The organism is Billgrantia sp. C5P2, from assembly GCF_051062895.2.
Window position 1 is genome coordinate 1,291,142 of sequence record NZ_CM128542.1, and the last position, 16,249, is coordinate 1,307,390.

Here is a 16,249-nt window from a genome sequence, read left to right on the forward strand (position 1 = left end):
AGGGAATAAAACGAACCAAAAGCGTTGCCCGTTGGTGCTGTAATTGTTTCAACGGCTTGTTCACTTTCGATGGAGACCCCGGATGCCTGAGGTGGGCCCCTGAAGAACGGTGCGCCGAGATAACAACAGACAAGCAATGATAAGCGGATAGACGGAGGTAGAACATGAAAAACAGGAACTTCCCCAATCACGACCGGAGGATCATGGCTGAGCTGGCGCGCACAGCCGGCCAGGGGGTCGGCCACGGCATCTCGCGGCGCGATGTGCTGCGCGGCATGGCCGCCGGTACCGTGCTGGCCGCCACCGCGGGTGGCTTGATGACCGGCGCGTCGTCCGCCTTCGCCCAGACCCCCCAGCGCGGCGGACGCATCAAGGTGGCGAGCGCGACCAGTTCGACCGCCGATACGCTGGATCCGGCCAAGGGCGGGAACTACACCGACTATTGCCGGCACTTCATGTTCTACAACGGCTTGACGACGCTGGACGACACGCTGGTGCCGCAGATGTCGCTGGCGGAGTCGTTCGACACCGACGACGCCCAGTCCTGGGTCGTCAAGCTGCGCGATGACGTCGTCTTCCATGACGGCCAGCCATTCACCGCGGCCGACGTGGTCTACTCGCTGAATCGCCACAAGGATCCTGAGACCGCCTCCAAGGCCCTCAGCGTCGCCCAGCAGATCGAAGAGGTCAGGGCCGCCGGGCCGCACGAAGTGCATATCCGGCTGGTGAGTCCCAACGCCGACCTGCCGGCGGTCCTCGCCACCTCCCACTTCCTCATCGTGCGCGACGCCACCACCGACTTCAGCCTCGCCAACGGCACCGGACCCTTCGAATGCGCGGAGTTCCAGCCGGGCGTGCGTTCGGTCGCCGTGCGTAACGACAGCTACTGGAAGCCGGGCCAGCCGTATCTCGACGAGATCGAGTTCTTCGCGATCCCGGACGAGGCCGCGCGCATCAATGCCCTGCTCGCCGGTGATGTCGATCTCATCAACCCGGTCAATGCGCGCTCGATTCCGCGCATCCTGGACAGTGCCAACGCCGTGGTGATGGAGTCGCCGACCGGCGGCTTCACCAACCTGGTGATGCGTGACGCCCTAGGGCCGGTTCAGAACCCGGACTTCGTGCTGGCGATGAAGTACCTGCTCGATCGCGAGCAGCTCCATCGTGTCGCCTTCCGTGGCTTCGGCACCATCGCCAACGACCAGCCGATCGCGCCCAACCACCGCTACTACTTCAACGAGCTGCCGCAGCGCGAGTTCGATCCCGAGCGGGCGAAATACCACCTGGAGCGTTCCGGCGTGGGCGGGAATTCGATTCCCCTGGTGGCCTCCGAAGCCGCCACCGGTTCGGTGGACATGGCCCAGCTGCTGCAGCTGACGGCGCAGCAGGTCGGGCTCCGGCTCGAGATTCGTCGGGTGCCGTCGGACGGCTACTGGTCCAACCACTGGATGAAGCACCCGCTGCACTTCGCCAATATCGGTGCGCGCCCGACCGCCGACCTGATGTTCAGCCTGTTCTACAAGTCCGACGCCGCCTGGAACGAGTCGGGCTGGCAGAACGAACAGTTCGACCAGTTACTGGTGGCGGCACGCGGCGAGACCGACGATGCCAAGCGCAAGCAGATGTATGCCGACATGCAGGTGCTGGTGCACGAGCAGTGCGGCATCGGCATTCCTCAGTTCAACAGCAGCATCGATGGCCACAACGCCAAGCTGAGAGGGCTCAGTCCTCACCCGATGGGTGGCCTGATGGGCTACATGTTCGCCGAGCACGTCTGGCTGGAAACCTGAGGACTCACGGCAACGACAACTCCATCATCAAGGCGCCACCCGTGCAGCCCAGGGGTGGCGCCATAACAAAAGGGTGAATCATGAACAGCACCATTCCACGGCTCGTGATTGGCCGGCTGGGCATCGGCGTGCTCACGCTGCTTATCGTCTCGCTGGTGGTATTCGTTCTCACCAGCCTGCTTCCGGGCGACGCCGTCCAGGAACAGCTTGGCCAGGAGGCTACGCCGGAAGTGGTGGCGGCACTGCGCGCCAAGTTGGGCCTGGACCAACCCGTGTACCTGCGTTACCTGAGCTGGCTGGGTGGCCTGGTGACGGGCAACCCCGGGGTTTCGCTGGTCAACGGCATGGCGGTCGATGACCTCATTGCGAGCCGGCTTCCCAACTCCCTGAAACTGGCAGCGGCCACTGCCCTGATTGCCGTACCGCTGGCGCTGACCATTGGCATCGTGTCGGCGATGTATCGCGGATCTATCTTCGACCGCTATACCAACATGCTGGCGGTGTTCCTAGTGTCGGTGCCTGAGTTTTTGATTGCCACCATCGCGGTACTGATCTTCGCGGTCAAGCTGGGGTGGCTCTCGGCGCTGTCGCGCTCGGTGGAGGTCGACTCCTTCCTGGAGCTGCTCAGTGTCTATGCCATGCCGGTGCTGACCCTGTGCTGCGTGCTGGTCGCGCAGATGGCGCGCATGACGCGGGCGGCCGTCATCGACCAGCTCAGCTCTCCCTACGTCGAAATGGCAATACTCAAGGGCGCACGGCCGATGCGGGTGGTGCTCCGCCATGCGCTGCCGAATGCGATCGGACCGATCGCCAACGCCGTGGCGCTGAGCCTGTCGTACCTGCTTGGCGGCGTGGTCATCGTCGAGACGATCTTCAACTATCCGGGCATTGCGACGCTGATGGTGAACGCCGTGGTCACCCGCGACATGCCGCTGGTTCAAGCGTGCGTGATGCTGTTCTCCGTGGGCTTCCTGATGTTGGTACTGGTTGCCGACATCATCGCCATCGTATCCAACCCGAGGCTGCGCACATGAACCCGAACACGATTCCGCCAGATTCAGCGAAATTGAGCGCACCGGGTGCGCAGGCCGGCGCCATGGACGATGTGACATTCGACGAAAAGCCACCGCAGGTCGTGCGACGCCGTGCCAAACGGCCGATCAGCGGTGCCCTGGGCTTGTTCGTGGTCGGCTTCTGGCTGCTGATGGCATTGGTCGGCCCCTGGTTGGCGCCCTATGGGGCCAACGCTCTGGTCAGCTTTGATGTATTCGGCCCAATCAGCATGGAATACCCGCTCGGCACGGACTTCCTGGGCCGGGATATCCTCAGTCGCCTGTTGAACGGTGCGCCCTACACCATCGGCGTGGCACTGGCGGCCACGGTGCTCGCATGCCTGTTCGGCGTGGTGTTGGGCCTGGTGGCGGCGGCCTCCGGCGGCTGGGTGGATGCCGCCATCAGTCGTACCCAGGACGCCTTGATCGCGATTCCCAACAAGATCTTCGCCCTGATCATGGTGGCCTCCTTCGGTTCTTCCGTGCCCCTGCTGCTGGTCATGGCCGCCTTTGCCTACATGCCCGGTTCGTACCGCATCGCGCGTGCAGTCGCAGTCAACGTCATGACGATGGACTTCGTCCAGGTCGCGCGAGCAAGGGGAGAGGCCATGCCCTACATCATGTTCATCGAAGTGTTGCCGAACATGCTCCGTCCGGTGCTGACCGACTTCGGCCTGCGTTTCGTCTACGTCGTGCTGCTGCTGAGCGCGATGAGCTTTCTCGGTCTGGGCGTGCAGCCTCCTGATGCAGACTGGGGCTCTCTGGTGCGGGAAAACATCCAGGGCCTTGGGGAAGGCGCTCCGGCGGTATTGGCGCCGGCGGTTGCCATTGCCACCCTCACCGTCGGGGTCAACCTGATCATCGACAGCTTTGGCGGTCGGGCCAAGCGCGAGATGGAGAACTGAGATGAGCGAAATCGTCAAGGTAAGCGGCTTGCGCGTAGCGGCGCGCAACGAGGCTGGCGTCGATGTTCCGATCGTGCACGGTGCCGATTTGAGCCTGAACAAGGGCGAGGTGCTGGCGTTGATCGGTGAGTCCGGCTCCGGCAAGACCACCATCGCGCTGGCGCTGATGGGCTATGCCCGTGCCGGCTGTCGTATCGTCGGGGGATCGGTGCGCATCGGTGATGTCGAGGTACTCGAACAGCCGGATTCCGAACTGGCGAAGCTGCGTGGACGCACTGTGGCCTATATCGCTCAGAGTGCGGCGGCGGCGTTCAACCCTTCCAAGACCATCATGCAGCAGGTGATCGAGAGTGCGCTGATCCATGGCGTGATGTCGCGACGGGCAGCGCAGGCCAAGGCGGTCGAGTTGTTTCGGGCGCTGGCACTGCCGGACCCCGAGAACATCGGTGCGCGCTATCCCCATCAGGTGTCGGGCGGGCAGCTGCAGCGGCTGATGGCGGCCATGGCGCTGATCACCGAACCGGCCCTGGTAATCCTCGATGAGCCGACCACCGCGCTCGATGTCACCACGCAGATCGAGGTACTGCGGGCGTTCAAGAAGGTCGTGCGCGACCTCGATACGACGGCGGTATACGTTTCGCACGACCTGGCGGTGGTGGCGCAGATGGCCGACCGCATTGTCGTGCTGCGCAATGGTGAAATCCAGGAGAACAGCCGCACCGAGCAGATCCTGGAGGAGCCGGCACACCCCTACACCCGCAGTCTGTTGGCGGCGATGAAACCTACCGTGAGCCAGGGCGCCCCTGGTCGGAGAGCAGAGCAGGCGAAAGAGGACCTGCTGCTCGACGTACGGGGTCTCGAGATCTGCTATGGCAGCAAGCGGGTAGTGCAGGATATCGATCTCCAGGTCCGCCGCGGAGCAACGGTCGGAATCATCGGTGAATCCGGGTCGGGCAAGACCACCGTTGCGAGGGCCATTGCCGGCCTGGTGGCACCCTCGGCCGGGCAGGTCCTGCTGGATGGGCAGTTGCTCAGCGGCACGCTCGCCGGACGAACCCGAGAGCAATTTCGGCGCGTCCAGTACGTGTTTCAGAATGCCGACACGGCGCTGAATCCGCAGCACACCATCGAGGAGATCTTGGAGCGGCCCCTGCGTTTCTACCACGGCATGCGCAGCGCGCAGCGCCGTCGCCGGGTGGCCGAGCTGCTGGAGCTCGTACAACTGCCGGCGAGCCTGGCGACGCGTCGCCCAAGCGAGCTTTCCGGCGGCCAGAAGCAGCGTATCAACCTGGCGCGAGCGCTGGCGGCCGAGCCGGACCTGATCCTCTGCGACGAGGTCACCTCGGCCCTGGACACGGTAGTGGGAGCCGCGATCCTCGAGCTGATGGCGGAACTGCGAAGGGAGCTGAACGTTTCCTATCTGTTCATCAGCCACGACATCAGCACAGTACGCTCGATCTGCGACGAGGTGGTGGTGATGTATGCCGGCGCCAAGGTGGAGCAGGGCGATCGCTCGACCTTCCAGGCGCCGCCGTACCATCCGTATACCCACCTGCTGATCGACTCGGTGCCGGAGATGCACCAGGGTTGGCTCGAGGAGACGCGAGCTGGCCGCGGTGCGCTGCCGCAGATCGTCATGCCGGCCTCGTCGACGCCGCTCTGTCCGTTCCTGTCGCGCTGTCCGGTCAGGATCGACGGCAAGTGCAACAAGGTCCGGCCGCCGCGTGTGCGTCTCGACAAGGGCAACGAGATCCTTTGTCACCACAGCGATAGCGAACTGCGGCAGCTCGATGAGCCTGTGCCCGCCATGGCGGCCAGCAACTGACGTTGCATTCTGTCATGCCGGTCGCACCGCGCTTGCGGTGGTGCCGGCATAGGGAGTGTGGAGCATGAACGAGAAGCGCGGCATTCCTCTGGTGCGGCAACATGGCGAACCTGCCCCTGACGGGGAGCGGAACGACGACGAAACGGCCGTGGCGATGGCAACGGCCAAGCAGTACATCGATGAGCACTTCTACGAGCCGATCAATCTCGACGATCTGGCCGAGCTCGTCGGCATGACACGTTTCAGTCTGGCCAAGCGCTTCCGCAAGCGATTCGGCATTTCCCCCTATCGCTACGTCTGTCAGGTGCGGGTCCGGCAGGCACAAACGATGATGGAGCAGGGGTTGCGGCCGACGGACATTGCCAGCGAGACCGGCTTTTTCGACCAGAGCCACCTGGCGAGGCATTTCAAGCGCCTCTGCGGGATGACGCCGCGTCAGTACAGAACGCGCTGTACACAGTCCGCAGGTCAGTGAACCCTGCGGCAGATCAAGGGGGCGGTTATGGAAAAGACGAAGGTAACGCTCGAGGACGTAAAGCAAGCGGCGGTGCGTATCCGGCCTTATGTGTGCCGTACACCACTGCTTCGGGAAAGCAAGATGGACAGGGCTTTGGGCTGTCAGGTCTATGTCAAGCCCGAAATGCTTCAGGTAACCGGTGCCTTCAAGATCAGGGGGGCGTTGAGCAAGATCCTGTCCTTGACGCAGGCCGAACGGGACAAGGGCATCATCACCAGCTCATCGGGTAACCATGGTCAGGCATGTGCGTATGCAGGGAAAGTGCTCGGCATACATGCGACCGTCATCGTTCCAGAAGACACGCCCAAGCTGAAGGTCGACAATGCCCGGTCGATGGGGGCGGATGTGATCCTGTGGGACCGTGCCTATACAGAGCGCTGGAAAAAGGTGCATGCCGAGGTCGAGGAGCATGGCTACACCATAGTGCACAACTATGAAGACTTCGACGTCATGGCCGGCCAAGGCACGATTGCGCTGGAGATCATGGAGGATCTGGCCGATGTGGAAACCGTGCTCGTTCCCATCGGTGGCGGCGGGCTCATCTCGGGTATTTCCACCGCCATCAAAGAGACCAATCCCGAGATAAGGGTGATTGGCGTCCAGGCCGAAGCCTGCTGCCCCTACTACTTGAGCCGCCAAAACGGCGAGCGAACCAGGGCGACAGTGAAGCAGACCCTAGCCGACGGCCTGGCATGCGACTGGCCCGGCAACAACACCTATCCCATCATCGAAAAGTATGTGGATGACATCGTTACCGTCTCGGAAGAAGCCATCGAAGAGGCGGTAAGAATGGTGGCAAACGATGCCAAGCTCGTGGCAGAGCCTTCAGCCTGTGTAGGAATCGCCGCCTTGCAGTCAGGTGCCGTGACGACTCGCCCGGATGAAAAGGTCTGTGTGGTCCTTACCTCCGGGAACTGGGGCATCGACATGATCGGCAGGCTCCTCAAAGGGGAGCGCGTGGCAGGTATTTTTTAACAAGTAATAAAGGAGCGAGCATGAAGACTCTGTTGTTGAACAAGGATGAGGTGGGGTCGCTCATCGATCTGGATGCAGTGCTAGAAGCCGTTGAAAATGGCTATAAATCTTTCAATAGCGGAAAAGTCGTTCAGCCGGACTTCATGAGCATAGAGCTCCCTGGTTCACATGCGTGCATCGATTTCAAGGGCGGCCTTGATCTTGCTGGGGGATATATCACCATCAAGTCTTCCGCCGGTGGATACAAAGGAAATCCAGAGTTGGGCCTGCCGACGGGCATGAACACCGTGATGCTCTTCGAGGCAAGCACCGGCGCTCTCAGGTGCGTCATGGATGGAACCTGGATCACCGGCTGCCGTACCGCCGCCGCGGGTGCCATATCGGTAAAATACCTGGCACGCGAGGATGCCAGGACGCTTTGTATCATAGGGGCGGGAAATCAGGCGCGTAGACAGCTCAGTGCCATCATCCGGGTGAGGGATTTCTCCGAGGTTCTCGTATGGAACGCTTCCCCGCAAGCGCTCGATGAGTACGTTCGGGAAATGTCTGAGGAAACGGGCCTTGACATCCGAAAATGCGAAACCGCGGAGGAAGCGGTTCGTGCGGCTGACGTCGTCGTCACGACCACGCGAGCCCACCGGGGACCTATCGTCGAGAAGGAGTGGTTGAAGCCTGGCACGCATATCGTTGCCATTGGCTCCGATATGCCGGGCAAGCAGGAGCTTGGCGCCGATATATTCAAAGAGGCCAAGGTGGTCAACGACTCTGTCGATCTGTGTATCAAGTACGGTGATACGCAGCATGCCGTTAAAGAAGGCATCATCAAGCCGGAAGACATTCATGCTGAAATCGGTGAGATCCTGCTGGGAAGAAAGGCCGGCCGTGAAAATCAGGAAGAGATAACGATCTTCGATTCGGTCGGCATGGCCATTCAGGACACCGTGACGGTTGCCATGCTGTACGAGGCGGCTCTCGACAAGGGGCTGGGCACTCCCTACGCATTTTTCAAATAGTAGGCCGTGTTGGATTCAAGCCTATTCAGGTAGTTCCGTCAGCAATTTTATCTCTCGTTATCACCGGGTCGACCTCGGTTAGAGGTGATCGATGGAACGTGCCAATTGAATGACCAGCTCCATGCCATCATGCCGAATACTCGGTATAAACGGCAGATGATCTTTGCGTTGCCAGATTACACTTGCTTCCGAGCATAGCGACTGCAAGGTGAACCAATGAGCGATCACAAGACCAAACTCAACCGGCCGTTGCGTAGCGCGCGCTGGTTCCGCAAGGATGATCTGCCGGGCTTCGTGCACCGCTCGACCCTGGCGGCCGCCGGATGGAGCCGCGAGGACCTGATGGAGCGCCCCGTCGTGGGCATCCTGAACACCTGGTCCGATATCAATCCCTGTAACCTCAACCTGCGTGACCTGGCGGAGGAGGTGAAGACCGGGATTCTCGAGGCGGGCGGCATCCCGCTCGAGGCGCCGCTGATGTCGATCAGCGAGAACATCATCAAGCCGACCTCGTTTCCGTTTCGAAACCTGCTGGCGATGGAGGCCGAGGAGTCCATCCGCGCCTACCCGTTCGACGCGGTGGTGCTGCTTGGGGGCTGCGACAAGACGCAACCGGCACTGCTGATGGGGGCCGCGAGCGCCGGGGTTCCCTGTATCTTCCTGGCCAGCGGCCCGGCAACGCCCCGTTCGTCGACTGGCGGAAATCTGGCGAATGCCACCGGCGTCTGGCGCCTGGTCGACGAGCTGCGTGCCGGCGAGGTTTCCCAAGGCGACTTCGCGGCGTTCGAGCGCAGCGTCATGGGAACGGTTGGCCACTGTGCCGAGATGGGGACGGCTTCCTCCATGGCGACCATCTGCGAGGCGTTGGGCGTGTCCCTTCCCGGCAGTAGCCTGGTGCCGGCGGTCGACCGACGTCGTAATCAGTTCGCCCGCGAGGTGGGCCGTCGCAGTGTCCGCATGGCTGCCGAGGGAAGTCCGCGTCCGAATGAGATACTCGACGCACGGGCCTTCGACAACGCCATCACCCTCCTGTGTGCGGTGGGCGGTTCGACCAACGTCATCATCCACCTGCTGGCGCTCGCCGGCCGCGTCGGTGTGCCGTTGACCCTGGAGCGCTTCGACGAGATCGCTCGCCGCGTGCCGCTGATCGCTAACGTTCAGCCCGCCGGCGAACATCTGACCGAACGGCTGATGACCGCGGGCGGCGTGCCGGCCCTGCTCAAGACACTCAAGCCGCTGTTGCACCTGGACGCACGGACGGTCGATGGGCGCACGATCGGCGAGGTCATCGAGACCGCCGAGGTCATCGATGAGGATGTCATTCGCCCGCTGGACAAGCCGGTGAAACCGGGCGAGACACTGGTCGTGGTGAAGGGCAACCTGGCGCCGGACGGGGCGGTGATGAAGACCTGCGCCGCAGACCCAAAACTGTTCAGTCATCGCGGCCCTGCAGTGGTTTTCGAGGACGTCCAGACGATCGCCGACCGGATTGACGATCCCGAGCTCGGCATCGACGAGAGCAGCGTGCTCATCCTGCGCAACGCCGGTCCCGTGGGCGCGGCGATGCCTGAGTGGGGCATGCTGCCCCTGCCGCGCCACCTGATGGAGCGCGGCGTCCGCGATATGCTCCGCATCTCGGACGCGCGAATGAGCGGTACCGCCTACGGCGCTGCGGTGCTGCACGTTTCCCCCGAGGCGGCCATCGGTGGTCCGCTCGCCCTGGTGCAGGATGGCGACATCATCGAGCTGGACGTGGCGGAGCGCCGGCTGGAGCTCTGCGTCGAACCGGAAGAGCTCGAGCGTCGGCGCCAGGCGTGGCAGCCGCCGCTGTCCCGGCACGTGCGCGGCTATCGCAATCTCTACAATCAACACATCGAGCAGGCGCATCGCGGCTGCGACTTCGACTTTCTCCGCGGCGCCAACGAAGAGACTCTCCCCGAAGGCCTCTTCGACGGCTGGGTAGGAGGCTGGTAGGACATTAATATGTGTATTCTCTATCGATCAGATCCGCCGCGTGCGGCAGCTTGGGCGAGCTACTTCGCCGAACATGCCCCCGACCTCGATTTCCGTGTCTGGCCTGACGCTGGCAACCTCGACGAAGTCGAATACCTGATCGCCTGGCAGGCGCCGGCCGAGTTCATTGCCCAGTTGCCCCGGCTCAAGGTGTTCTTTTCCTCGGGAGCCGGGGTCGATCATGTCGACTTTTCCGCCGTGCCCGAGCACATTCCCATCGTCAGGATGGTCGAGCCTGGCATCATCGATGGCATGGTGGAATACGTGTCCCTTTCCGTCCTGAATCTCCATCGCGACTTCTTTGACTATGTCGAGGCGAAGCAATCGCGTACCTGGCACCCCATCGAGGTGCCGCCTGCGTCGTCCCGTACGATCGGAGTCATGGGCATGGGCTCCCTCGGCTGCGCCGTTCTGGAGCGGCTGGCGACCTACGGCTTCCGGCTGCGCGGCTGGAATCGTTCGCTGCGTCACCTGGATGGCGTGGAGAGTTTCGCCGGCCCCGAGCAATTGCAGCCGTTCCTCGAGGGTTGCGATGTCCTGATTTGCCTGTTGCCGCTCACCTCGGCCACCCAGGGGATCCTGAACCGCGAACTCTTCTCGGCGCTGCCCGCCGGGGCCTCGTTGATCAACGTCGGCCGCGGTCCGCACCTGGTGGATGCCGATCTCCTCGAGGCGTTGGATTCGGGTCAGCTGTCGCGTGCCATCCTCGACGTGACCGATCCCGAGCCCCTGCCACCCGAACACCCCTTCTGGGTGCATCCGCGGGTGTTCCTGACGCCCCACGTGGCGAGCATGACCCAGCCCGAATCGGCTGCGCCCATCCTGCTCGAGAACCTTCGCCGGCATCAAGGCGGCGAGGCGCTCATGAACGTCATCGATCGGTCCCGCGGCTACTGAATCCCCTGCCGCAACCTGCGGAGATCATTGCAACCAGGGTAGCATCCCTGGTTTTTTCCGTTCCCGATGCGTTGCCGGCGTGCCGCACGGTCACAGCCGACGTCGGGTTTGCTATCTAGCTCAGCAGAGCAAAGCCGGCGAACTGCCCAAGCGGTGATCTGCTAAACCATGTGAACGTAACTCGAGGGGGGTAGCTAGGGCGCTGCGGCAGTTGTTGCAATTCCAGGAAATGGAACTCGACAAGGCGAAAGGAGGGTGTGGTGTCAAGCGGAGGAGGGGAGAGCGTCAATCGACGACCGCACTCTTTGCTCGGCGGCGAAGAGTGCGGTCGTGACGAGAGGAGGCTTTTGCGCTTAGAGCCCGACCACGGAAGCCAGGCCGCCCATGTCCTTGATCACGTGAGTCACGTAATTCGGCGCCAGGTTCGGCTCATGGTTGCGATCGACCAACACGCGAGCGCCGTAGCCCAGGTCGGAGGCGGACATATGGTCGTAGCGGAAGCTGCTGGAGACGTGCATGCACTCTTCCGGTGAGCAGCCGAGCTGGTCGAACATGTATTCGAAGGCCTGGAGGCGCGGCTTGTAGGCGCGGGCCTGCTCGGCGGTGAAGACATGGGCGAACGGGGCGCCGAGTTTTTCGACGTTCTGGTAGATCTGGTCGTTGTCGGCGTTGGAGAGGATCACCAGCGGAATTTCGTGGGCGACCTTGAGCAGGCCTTCCGGCACGTCCGGGTGCGGGCCCCAGGTCGGCACGGAGTGGTAGATTTCCAGCGCTTCCTCCTCGCGGAACTCGAGCTTCCACTTGCGGCAAGTGCGCTCGACCGAGTTGTGAACGACTTCCTTGAACGGTTTCCAGTCGCCCAGGACTTCGTCGAGGCGATAGACACGGAAATCTTCGACGAAGGCTTCCATCTGCTCCGGGCTGATGCGATCCGCGAAGATCCGGCGCGCCGACGGGCCCATCTGGAAGTTCGTCATCGTGCCATAGCAATCGAAGGTGATGTACTTCGGCTTGAATGTGCTCATGAGTTGGGTTTCCTGTTTTTTTGCGATGGTGAAAAAAAGCCCTTCGGCGTCGTCAGCGGTATCCCGAGGCATGCCTCACGAATGGGGTCGTTCACTTTGCGCCGTAAACCCATTACATCATGGGGTTGCAAACAGATGGTTTCGATGCGTGGGGGGCAAACCGCAAGAAACGTCGCTTTTATAGGCGCGCACGGCAGATATAAGCGTCCTTTCGTGATTGTCTCGCGAGGGCTTGCGGGTCCAGGCCAGCGCTGGTGGCCAGGGCGCGAGGCGCATGAAATGCCATCGGCCGAATAATGGCCTGCGTAGCGATGACGGACCGGCCTGCCTGCACGGCAAGCCGGTCTCGTGCGACAGAGGGAGCAGTTGGGGCTAGGAGGCGTTCGACTGGCAGCAGGAGCGGGGAGTGTCAGCGTCATCCTGGATGGCCTGTACTGCCGGTGAGCCCGAGGCGCTCTCGCGGTCGGCTGAGGTATAGAAGGCATCGGCATGGATGCGGTCTGCCGACACACCGCGGGCCGCAAGCAGTTCGGCAGCCGCTTCCACCATGGGCGGCGGGCCGGCCAGGTAGGCGCGGCAGCCGCTCAACTCGCTCTCGTTCGCCACCATGGTCTCGGTGACCAGGCCGGTGCTGCGCTCGGTGGGGCGGGTGGGCTCGGACAGCACGATATGGATCTGCAGGTTGGCGTGGCGCGCGGCCAGCTGCTGGAGATGGGACTCCAGATAGACGTCACGCTCGTCGCGGACGCCGATATAGAGACGTATGGGCTGACGCATTCCGGCGGCAAGCGCGGTCTCGATGATCGACTTCACCGGCGCCAGGCCGGAACCGCCGGCTACCGCGACAATGGGGCCGGCATGTTTCTCGCGCAGGTAGGAGCTGCCGAACGGCCCTTCCACCTGCACCCGATCATCTACTGACAACCTGCTGGCCACATGAGTACTGGTAGTCCCCCCGGGTACATGCCGCACGTGAAACTCGAGGATGGGCTCGTCCGGGCGATTGGCCATGGAGTACTCGCGGGTCGGGCAGCCGGGGAAGGTTACCTGGGCGTACTGGCCGGCGGAAAAGGCAAGGCGCTCGCCGTTTTCCAAGTGCAGGCGGACTCGCTTTATGTCGTGGGTGAGGTCGTCGAGCGCCACCACGGTCCCGTACACCTTGCGCACCGGATGGGCGGCTCGCGCTTCGTCATCGAGCAGCCAGGCGACGGTGCAGTCGCGGCGGGGCAGGGCGCGGCAGGCGAGTATCAGGCCGGCGTCGCGCTCCTCGTCGCTCAGCGAGAAGCGAGTGTGGGGGAGCAGCTCGACCTCGCCTTCCACCAGGCGTGACTTGCAGGCGCCGCAACGGCCGGCGCGGCAGCTGTGGGGGTAGTCGATGCCCGCCGCCATGGCGGCATCGAGAAGGGTGTCGCCATTCTCCACGGTGACGCGCTTGCCGGCGGTGGTGATCGTAACGTCGTGACTCATCTTCTTGTTCTCCAAACGTCGTGGGTGTACCTCCCGCTTGGGAGGCACGTGGTCAGGCAGGCATTCAGGCGGCCTCGGCCTGCGGGACCTGGTGGCCCGGGGCCGCGGTTTCATCCGCGGCGATCGCGATCGGCGGCCGGAAGCCCTTGAGGCGCAGCGCGTTGGTGAGCACGCAGATGCTCGAGGCGGCCATGGCCACGGCGGCGAAGATCGGCGAGAGCAGAATCCCGAAGGCGGGAAACAGCGCACCGGCGGCCACCGGGATCAGCACGGTGTTGTAGGCGAAGGCCCAGAACAGGTTCTGCTTGATGTTGCGGATGGTGGCCCGGGACAGTGCAATGGCATTGGGAACGTTGCGCAGGTCGCCGGACATCAGCACCACCTCGGCGGATTCGATGGCGATGTCGGTGCCGGTGCCGATGGCGATCCCCACGTCGGCCTGGGCCAGCGCCGGGGCATCGTTGATGCCGTCGCCGACGAAGGCCACCAGACCGCCTTCGCCCTGCAGCTGCTTCACCGCATCCACCTTGCCGTCGGGCAGCACCTCGGCCACCACCTTGTCGATGCCGAGGCGGCGGGCGATGGCATCGGCGGTGCGCCGGTTGTCGCCGGTGATCATCGCGACCTGCAGGCCTTCGGCGTGCAGCGCGCGGATGGCGGCCGGCGTGGACTCCTTGATGGGGTCGGCGACGGCGATGATCACGGCCAGGCGGCCGTCGATGGCGGCATACAGCGGTGACTTGCCCTCGTCGGCGAGCCGGTGTGCGGTCTGGGTAAAGGCTTCCACGTCCAGGCCCAGTTTGCGCATGTAGCGGTCGGCACCGACGTCCACCCGGTGCCCATCGACCTGGGCCGCGACCCCGAAACCGGGAATTGCCTCGAAGTCCTGGATGGCGCCAGGCTCCAGTCCGCGGGTCTGGGCCGCGTTGACGATCGCCTCGGCGATGGGGTGCTCCGACTGTCGCTCGACGGAAGCCACCAGGCGCAGGGTATCGGCCTCGTCGAAGCCATCGGCCACGACCAGGTCGGTGAGTTCGGGTCGGCCCTTGGTCAGGGTGCCGGTCTTGTCCAGCGCTATTACCTTGGCGTCACGCAGCGACTGCAAGGCTTCGCCCTTGCGGAACAGCACGCCCATCTTCGCCGCCTTGCCGGTACCCACCATGATCGATGTGGGGGTGGCCAGACCCATGGCACACGGGCAGGCAATGATCAGCACTGCCACGCCGTTGACCAAGGCGAAGGTCAGCGCCGGGGCGGGGCCGAAGATCAGCCAGACGCCGATGGTGGCCAGGGCTGCGACGATCACCGCCGGTACGAAGTAGTTGGTGACCTTGTCCACCATGGCCTGGATAGGCAGCTTCGAGCCCTGGGCCTGCTCGACCATGCGTACGATCTGGGCCAGCAGGGTGTCAGCGCCGACCTTGGTGGCGCGGAAGGTGAAGCTGCCTACCTTGTTGAGGGTACCGCCGACCACGTCCGCGCCGGCTTCCTTGCGCACCGGTACGGGTTCGCCGGTGATCATCGACTCGTCGACGAAGGAGCTGCCGTCGATCACCTGGCCATCCACCGGGATCTTTTCGCCGGGGCGTACCAGCACGATGTCGCCCTGGCGCACCGCGTCGATGCCGATCTCCATCTCCTCACCGTCGCGAACCACGCGGGCAGTCTTGGCCTGGAGCTTCATCAGCGCCTTGATGGCCTCGCTGGTGCGGCCCTTGGCGATGGCCTCGAAATAGCGGCCGACGAGGATCAGCGTGATGATCACCGCCGAGGCCTCGAAGTAGACGTTCACGGTGCCGGCCGGCAGCACTTGGGGCAGGAAGGTGGCCACCACCGAATAGCCCCAGGCCGCGGTAGTACCCAGCATCACCAGCGAGTTCATGTCCGGGCCGCCGCGCATCAGGGCGGGCCAGCCCTTCTGGTAGAAGCGCAGGCCGGGCCCGAACTGTACGATCGAGGCCAGCACGAAGAACAGGTAGAACAGGTTCTGCTGGCCCAGGCTCATGTGCAGCCAGTGATGAAGCCCCGGTATGAAGTGCGAGCCCATCTCCAGCACGAAGAGTGGCAGCGTGAACACAGTGGCGATGGTTACCGCACGCTTCAGCTCGGCGATCTCCCGTTCACGGGCCTCGCGTTCGCGGTCACTGCGATCCGGTGCGTCGCTGGCGGCCTCGGCGTCGTAGCCTGCCGCCTTCACGGCCTCGATCAGGCGCGGCGCGGTCACGGCCTCGGCCACCACTTTCACGGTAGCCGTCGCCGTGGCCAGGTTGACGCTGGCCTCGAGTACCCCGGGCACGTCGGCGAGTTTGCGCTCCACGCGGCCGACGCAGGAGGCGCAGGTCATGCCCTTGACTGTCAATTCGATGGTATCGCTAACGGCGGGGTAGCCGGCGCTGCCCACCGCCTGTACGACACCGGCGAGGTCTGTCCGGTCGGAAGCGAATGCCACCTGGGCGCGCTGCGTGGCCAGGTTGACGGAGGCGTCGACCACCCCTGGCACGCCGCGGATCGCCTTCTCGACCCGGCCGACGCAGGAGGCGCAGCTCATGCCTTCGATGGCCAGGGAGTACGCATCGGCTTCGTCGCGGGCGTTCTTCTTTGTTGACGGCATGTTGTCGGTTGGCATGGTCCACCTCCTCTGGTGTGCCGCAGGGGATATTGGCAAGCCTAAACCTTCTCATCATGGGAAGGTCAAGGATCTTTCTGAGCGCCTTGCATATTGTCTACAAAAGACTGTTGACAAAATTTTTTTCGTCGCCCTATCTTTTTT

The 16,249-nt window shown here is 63.4% G+C and carries 12 protein-coding genes; 9 read left to right on the forward strand and 3 right to left on the reverse strand.

All coding sequences use genetic code 11. The features are described from left to right. The first annotated feature begins 164 nt into the window (after positions 1-164). The 9 genes from ACRWQA_RS06030 (at position 165) to ACRWQA_RS06070 (ending at position 10,987) form a co-directional block, all read left to right on the forward strand. Positions 165-1,790, forward strand: coding sequence for an ABC transporter substrate-binding protein (locus tag ACRWQA_RS06030; RefSeq protein WP_434231929.1), 1,626 nt, complete (start codon positions 165-167; stop codon positions 1,788-1,790). A gap of 80 nt (positions 1,791-1,870) precedes the next feature. After that, positions 1,871-2,824 carry an ABC transporter permease gene (locus tag ACRWQA_RS06035; protein WP_263580709.1) on the forward strand — a complete coding sequence of 318 codons (954 nt, stop codon included), beginning with the start codon at positions 1,871-1,873 and terminating at the stop codon, positions 2,822-2,824. 62 nt (positions 2,825-2,886) lie between these two features. Continuing rightward, positions 2,887-3,747: an ABC transporter permease gene (locus ACRWQA_RS06040; RefSeq protein WP_263580708.1), complete on the forward strand. Its 861-nt coding sequence runs from the start codon at positions 2,887-2,889 to the stop codon at positions 3,745-3,747. A 1-nt stretch (position 3,748) separates the two neighbouring features. Further along, the gene (locus ACRWQA_RS06045; RefSeq protein ID WP_263580707.1) at positions 3,749-5,572 is read left to right on the forward strand and encodes an ABC transporter ATP-binding protein; all 1,824 of its coding nucleotides are present in this window, start codon (positions 3,749-3,751) and stop codon (positions 5,570-5,572) included. Positions 5,573-5,636: 64 nt separating this feature from the next. Further along, positions 5,637-6,047, forward strand: coding sequence for a helix-turn-helix domain-containing protein (locus ACRWQA_RS06050; protein ID WP_263580706.1), 411 nt, complete (start codon positions 5,637-5,639; stop codon positions 6,045-6,047). Positions 6,048-6,074: 27 nt separating this feature from the next. Next, positions 6,075-7,064 (forward strand): threonine ammonia-lyase, encoded by a 990-nt coding sequence (locus ACRWQA_RS06055; RefSeq protein WP_411794688.1) that lies wholly within the window; start codon positions 6,075-6,077, stop codon positions 7,062-7,064. Between the two features lie 20 nt (positions 7,065-7,084). Beyond that, on the forward strand, positions 7,085-8,077 hold the full coding sequence (locus ACRWQA_RS06060) for an ornithine cyclodeaminase family protein (RefSeq protein ID WP_434231925.1): 993 nt from the start codon (positions 7,085-7,087) through the stop codon (positions 8,075-8,077). 216 nt (positions 8,078-8,293) lie between these two features. After that, positions 8,294-10,051: a dihydroxy-acid dehydratase gene (locus ACRWQA_RS06065; protein ID WP_434231922.1), complete on the forward strand. Its 1,758-nt coding sequence runs from the start codon at positions 8,294-8,296 to the stop codon at positions 10,049-10,051. A 9-nt stretch (positions 10,052-10,060) separates the two neighbouring features. Further along, positions 10,061-10,987, forward strand: a complete 927-nt coding sequence (locus ACRWQA_RS06070) for a 2-hydroxyacid dehydrogenase (RefSeq protein ID WP_411794685.1) — start codon at positions 10,061-10,063, stop codon at positions 10,985-10,987. Between the two features lie 353 nt (positions 10,988-11,340). Here the strand turns inward: ACRWQA_RS06070 and ACRWQA_RS06075 are convergent, their stop codons facing one another. From ACRWQA_RS06075 to ACRWQA_RS06085, 3 genes are all read right to left on the reverse strand, one after another. Beyond that, on the reverse strand, positions 11,341-12,012 hold the full coding sequence (locus ACRWQA_RS06075; protein WP_263580701.1) for a haloacid dehalogenase type II: 672 nt from the start codon (positions 12,010-12,012) through the stop codon (positions 11,341-11,343). A gap of 372 nt (positions 12,013-12,384) precedes the next feature. Further along, positions 12,385-13,479: a 2Fe-2S iron-sulfur cluster-binding protein gene (locus ACRWQA_RS06080; protein ID WP_434232698.1), complete on the reverse strand. Its 1,095-nt coding sequence runs from the start codon at positions 13,477-13,479 to the stop codon at positions 12,385-12,387. A gap of 64 nt (positions 13,480-13,543) precedes the next feature. Continuing rightward, the gene (locus tag ACRWQA_RS06085; protein WP_446326259.1) at positions 13,544-16,105 is read right to left on the reverse strand and encodes a heavy metal translocating P-type ATPase; all 2,562 of its coding nucleotides are present in this window, start codon (positions 16,103-16,105) and stop codon (positions 13,544-13,546) included. Between the last annotated feature and the right edge of the window lie 144 nt (positions 16,106-16,249).

Bases quoted from the DNA above. Each gene is read 5' to 3' on its own strand.
- ACRWQA_RS06045 (WP_263580707.1), top strand. From the start codon at position 3,749: ATGAGCGAAATCGTCAAGGTAAGCGGCTTGCGCGTAGCGGCGCGCAAC.
- ACRWQA_RS06065 (WP_434231922.1), top strand. From the start codon at position 8,294: ATGAGCGATCACAAGACCAAACTCAACCGGCCGTTGCGTAGCGCGCGC.
- ACRWQA_RS06075 (WP_263580701.1), bottom strand. From the start codon at position 12,012: ATGAGCACATTCAAGCCGAAGTACATCACCTTCGATTGCTATGGCACG.
- ACRWQA_RS06085 (WP_446326259.1), bottom strand. From the start codon at position 16,105: ATGCCAACCGACAACATGCCGTCAACAAAGAAGAACGCCCGCGACGAA.
- ACRWQA_RS06060 (WP_434231925.1), top strand. From the start codon at position 7,085: ATGAAGACTCTGTTGTTGAACAAGGATGAGGTGGGGTCGCTCATCGAT.
- ACRWQA_RS06070 (WP_411794685.1), top strand. From the start codon at position 10,061: ATGTGTATTCTCTATCGATCAGATCCGCCGCGTGCGGCAGCTTGGGCG.
- ACRWQA_RS06030 (WP_434231929.1), top strand. From the start codon at position 165: ATGAAAAACAGGAACTTCCCCAATCACGACCGGAGGATCATGGCTGAG.
- ACRWQA_RS06040 (WP_263580708.1), top strand. From the start codon at position 2,887: ATGGACGATGTGACATTCGACGAAAAGCCACCGCAGGTCGTGCGACGC.
- ACRWQA_RS06080 (WP_434232698.1), bottom strand. From the start codon at position 13,479: ATGAGTCACGACGTTACGATCACCACCGCCGGCAAGCGCGTCACCGTG.
- ACRWQA_RS06050 (WP_263580706.1), top strand. From the start codon at position 5,637: ATGAACGAGAAGCGCGGCATTCCTCTGGTGCGGCAACATGGCGAACCT.
- ACRWQA_RS06035 (WP_263580709.1), top strand. From the start codon at position 1,871: ATGAACAGCACCATTCCACGGCTCGTGATTGGCCGGCTGGGCATCGGC.
- ACRWQA_RS06055 (WP_411794688.1), top strand. From the start codon at position 6,075: ATGGAAAAGACGAAGGTAACGCTCGAGGACGTAAAGCAAGCGGCGGTG.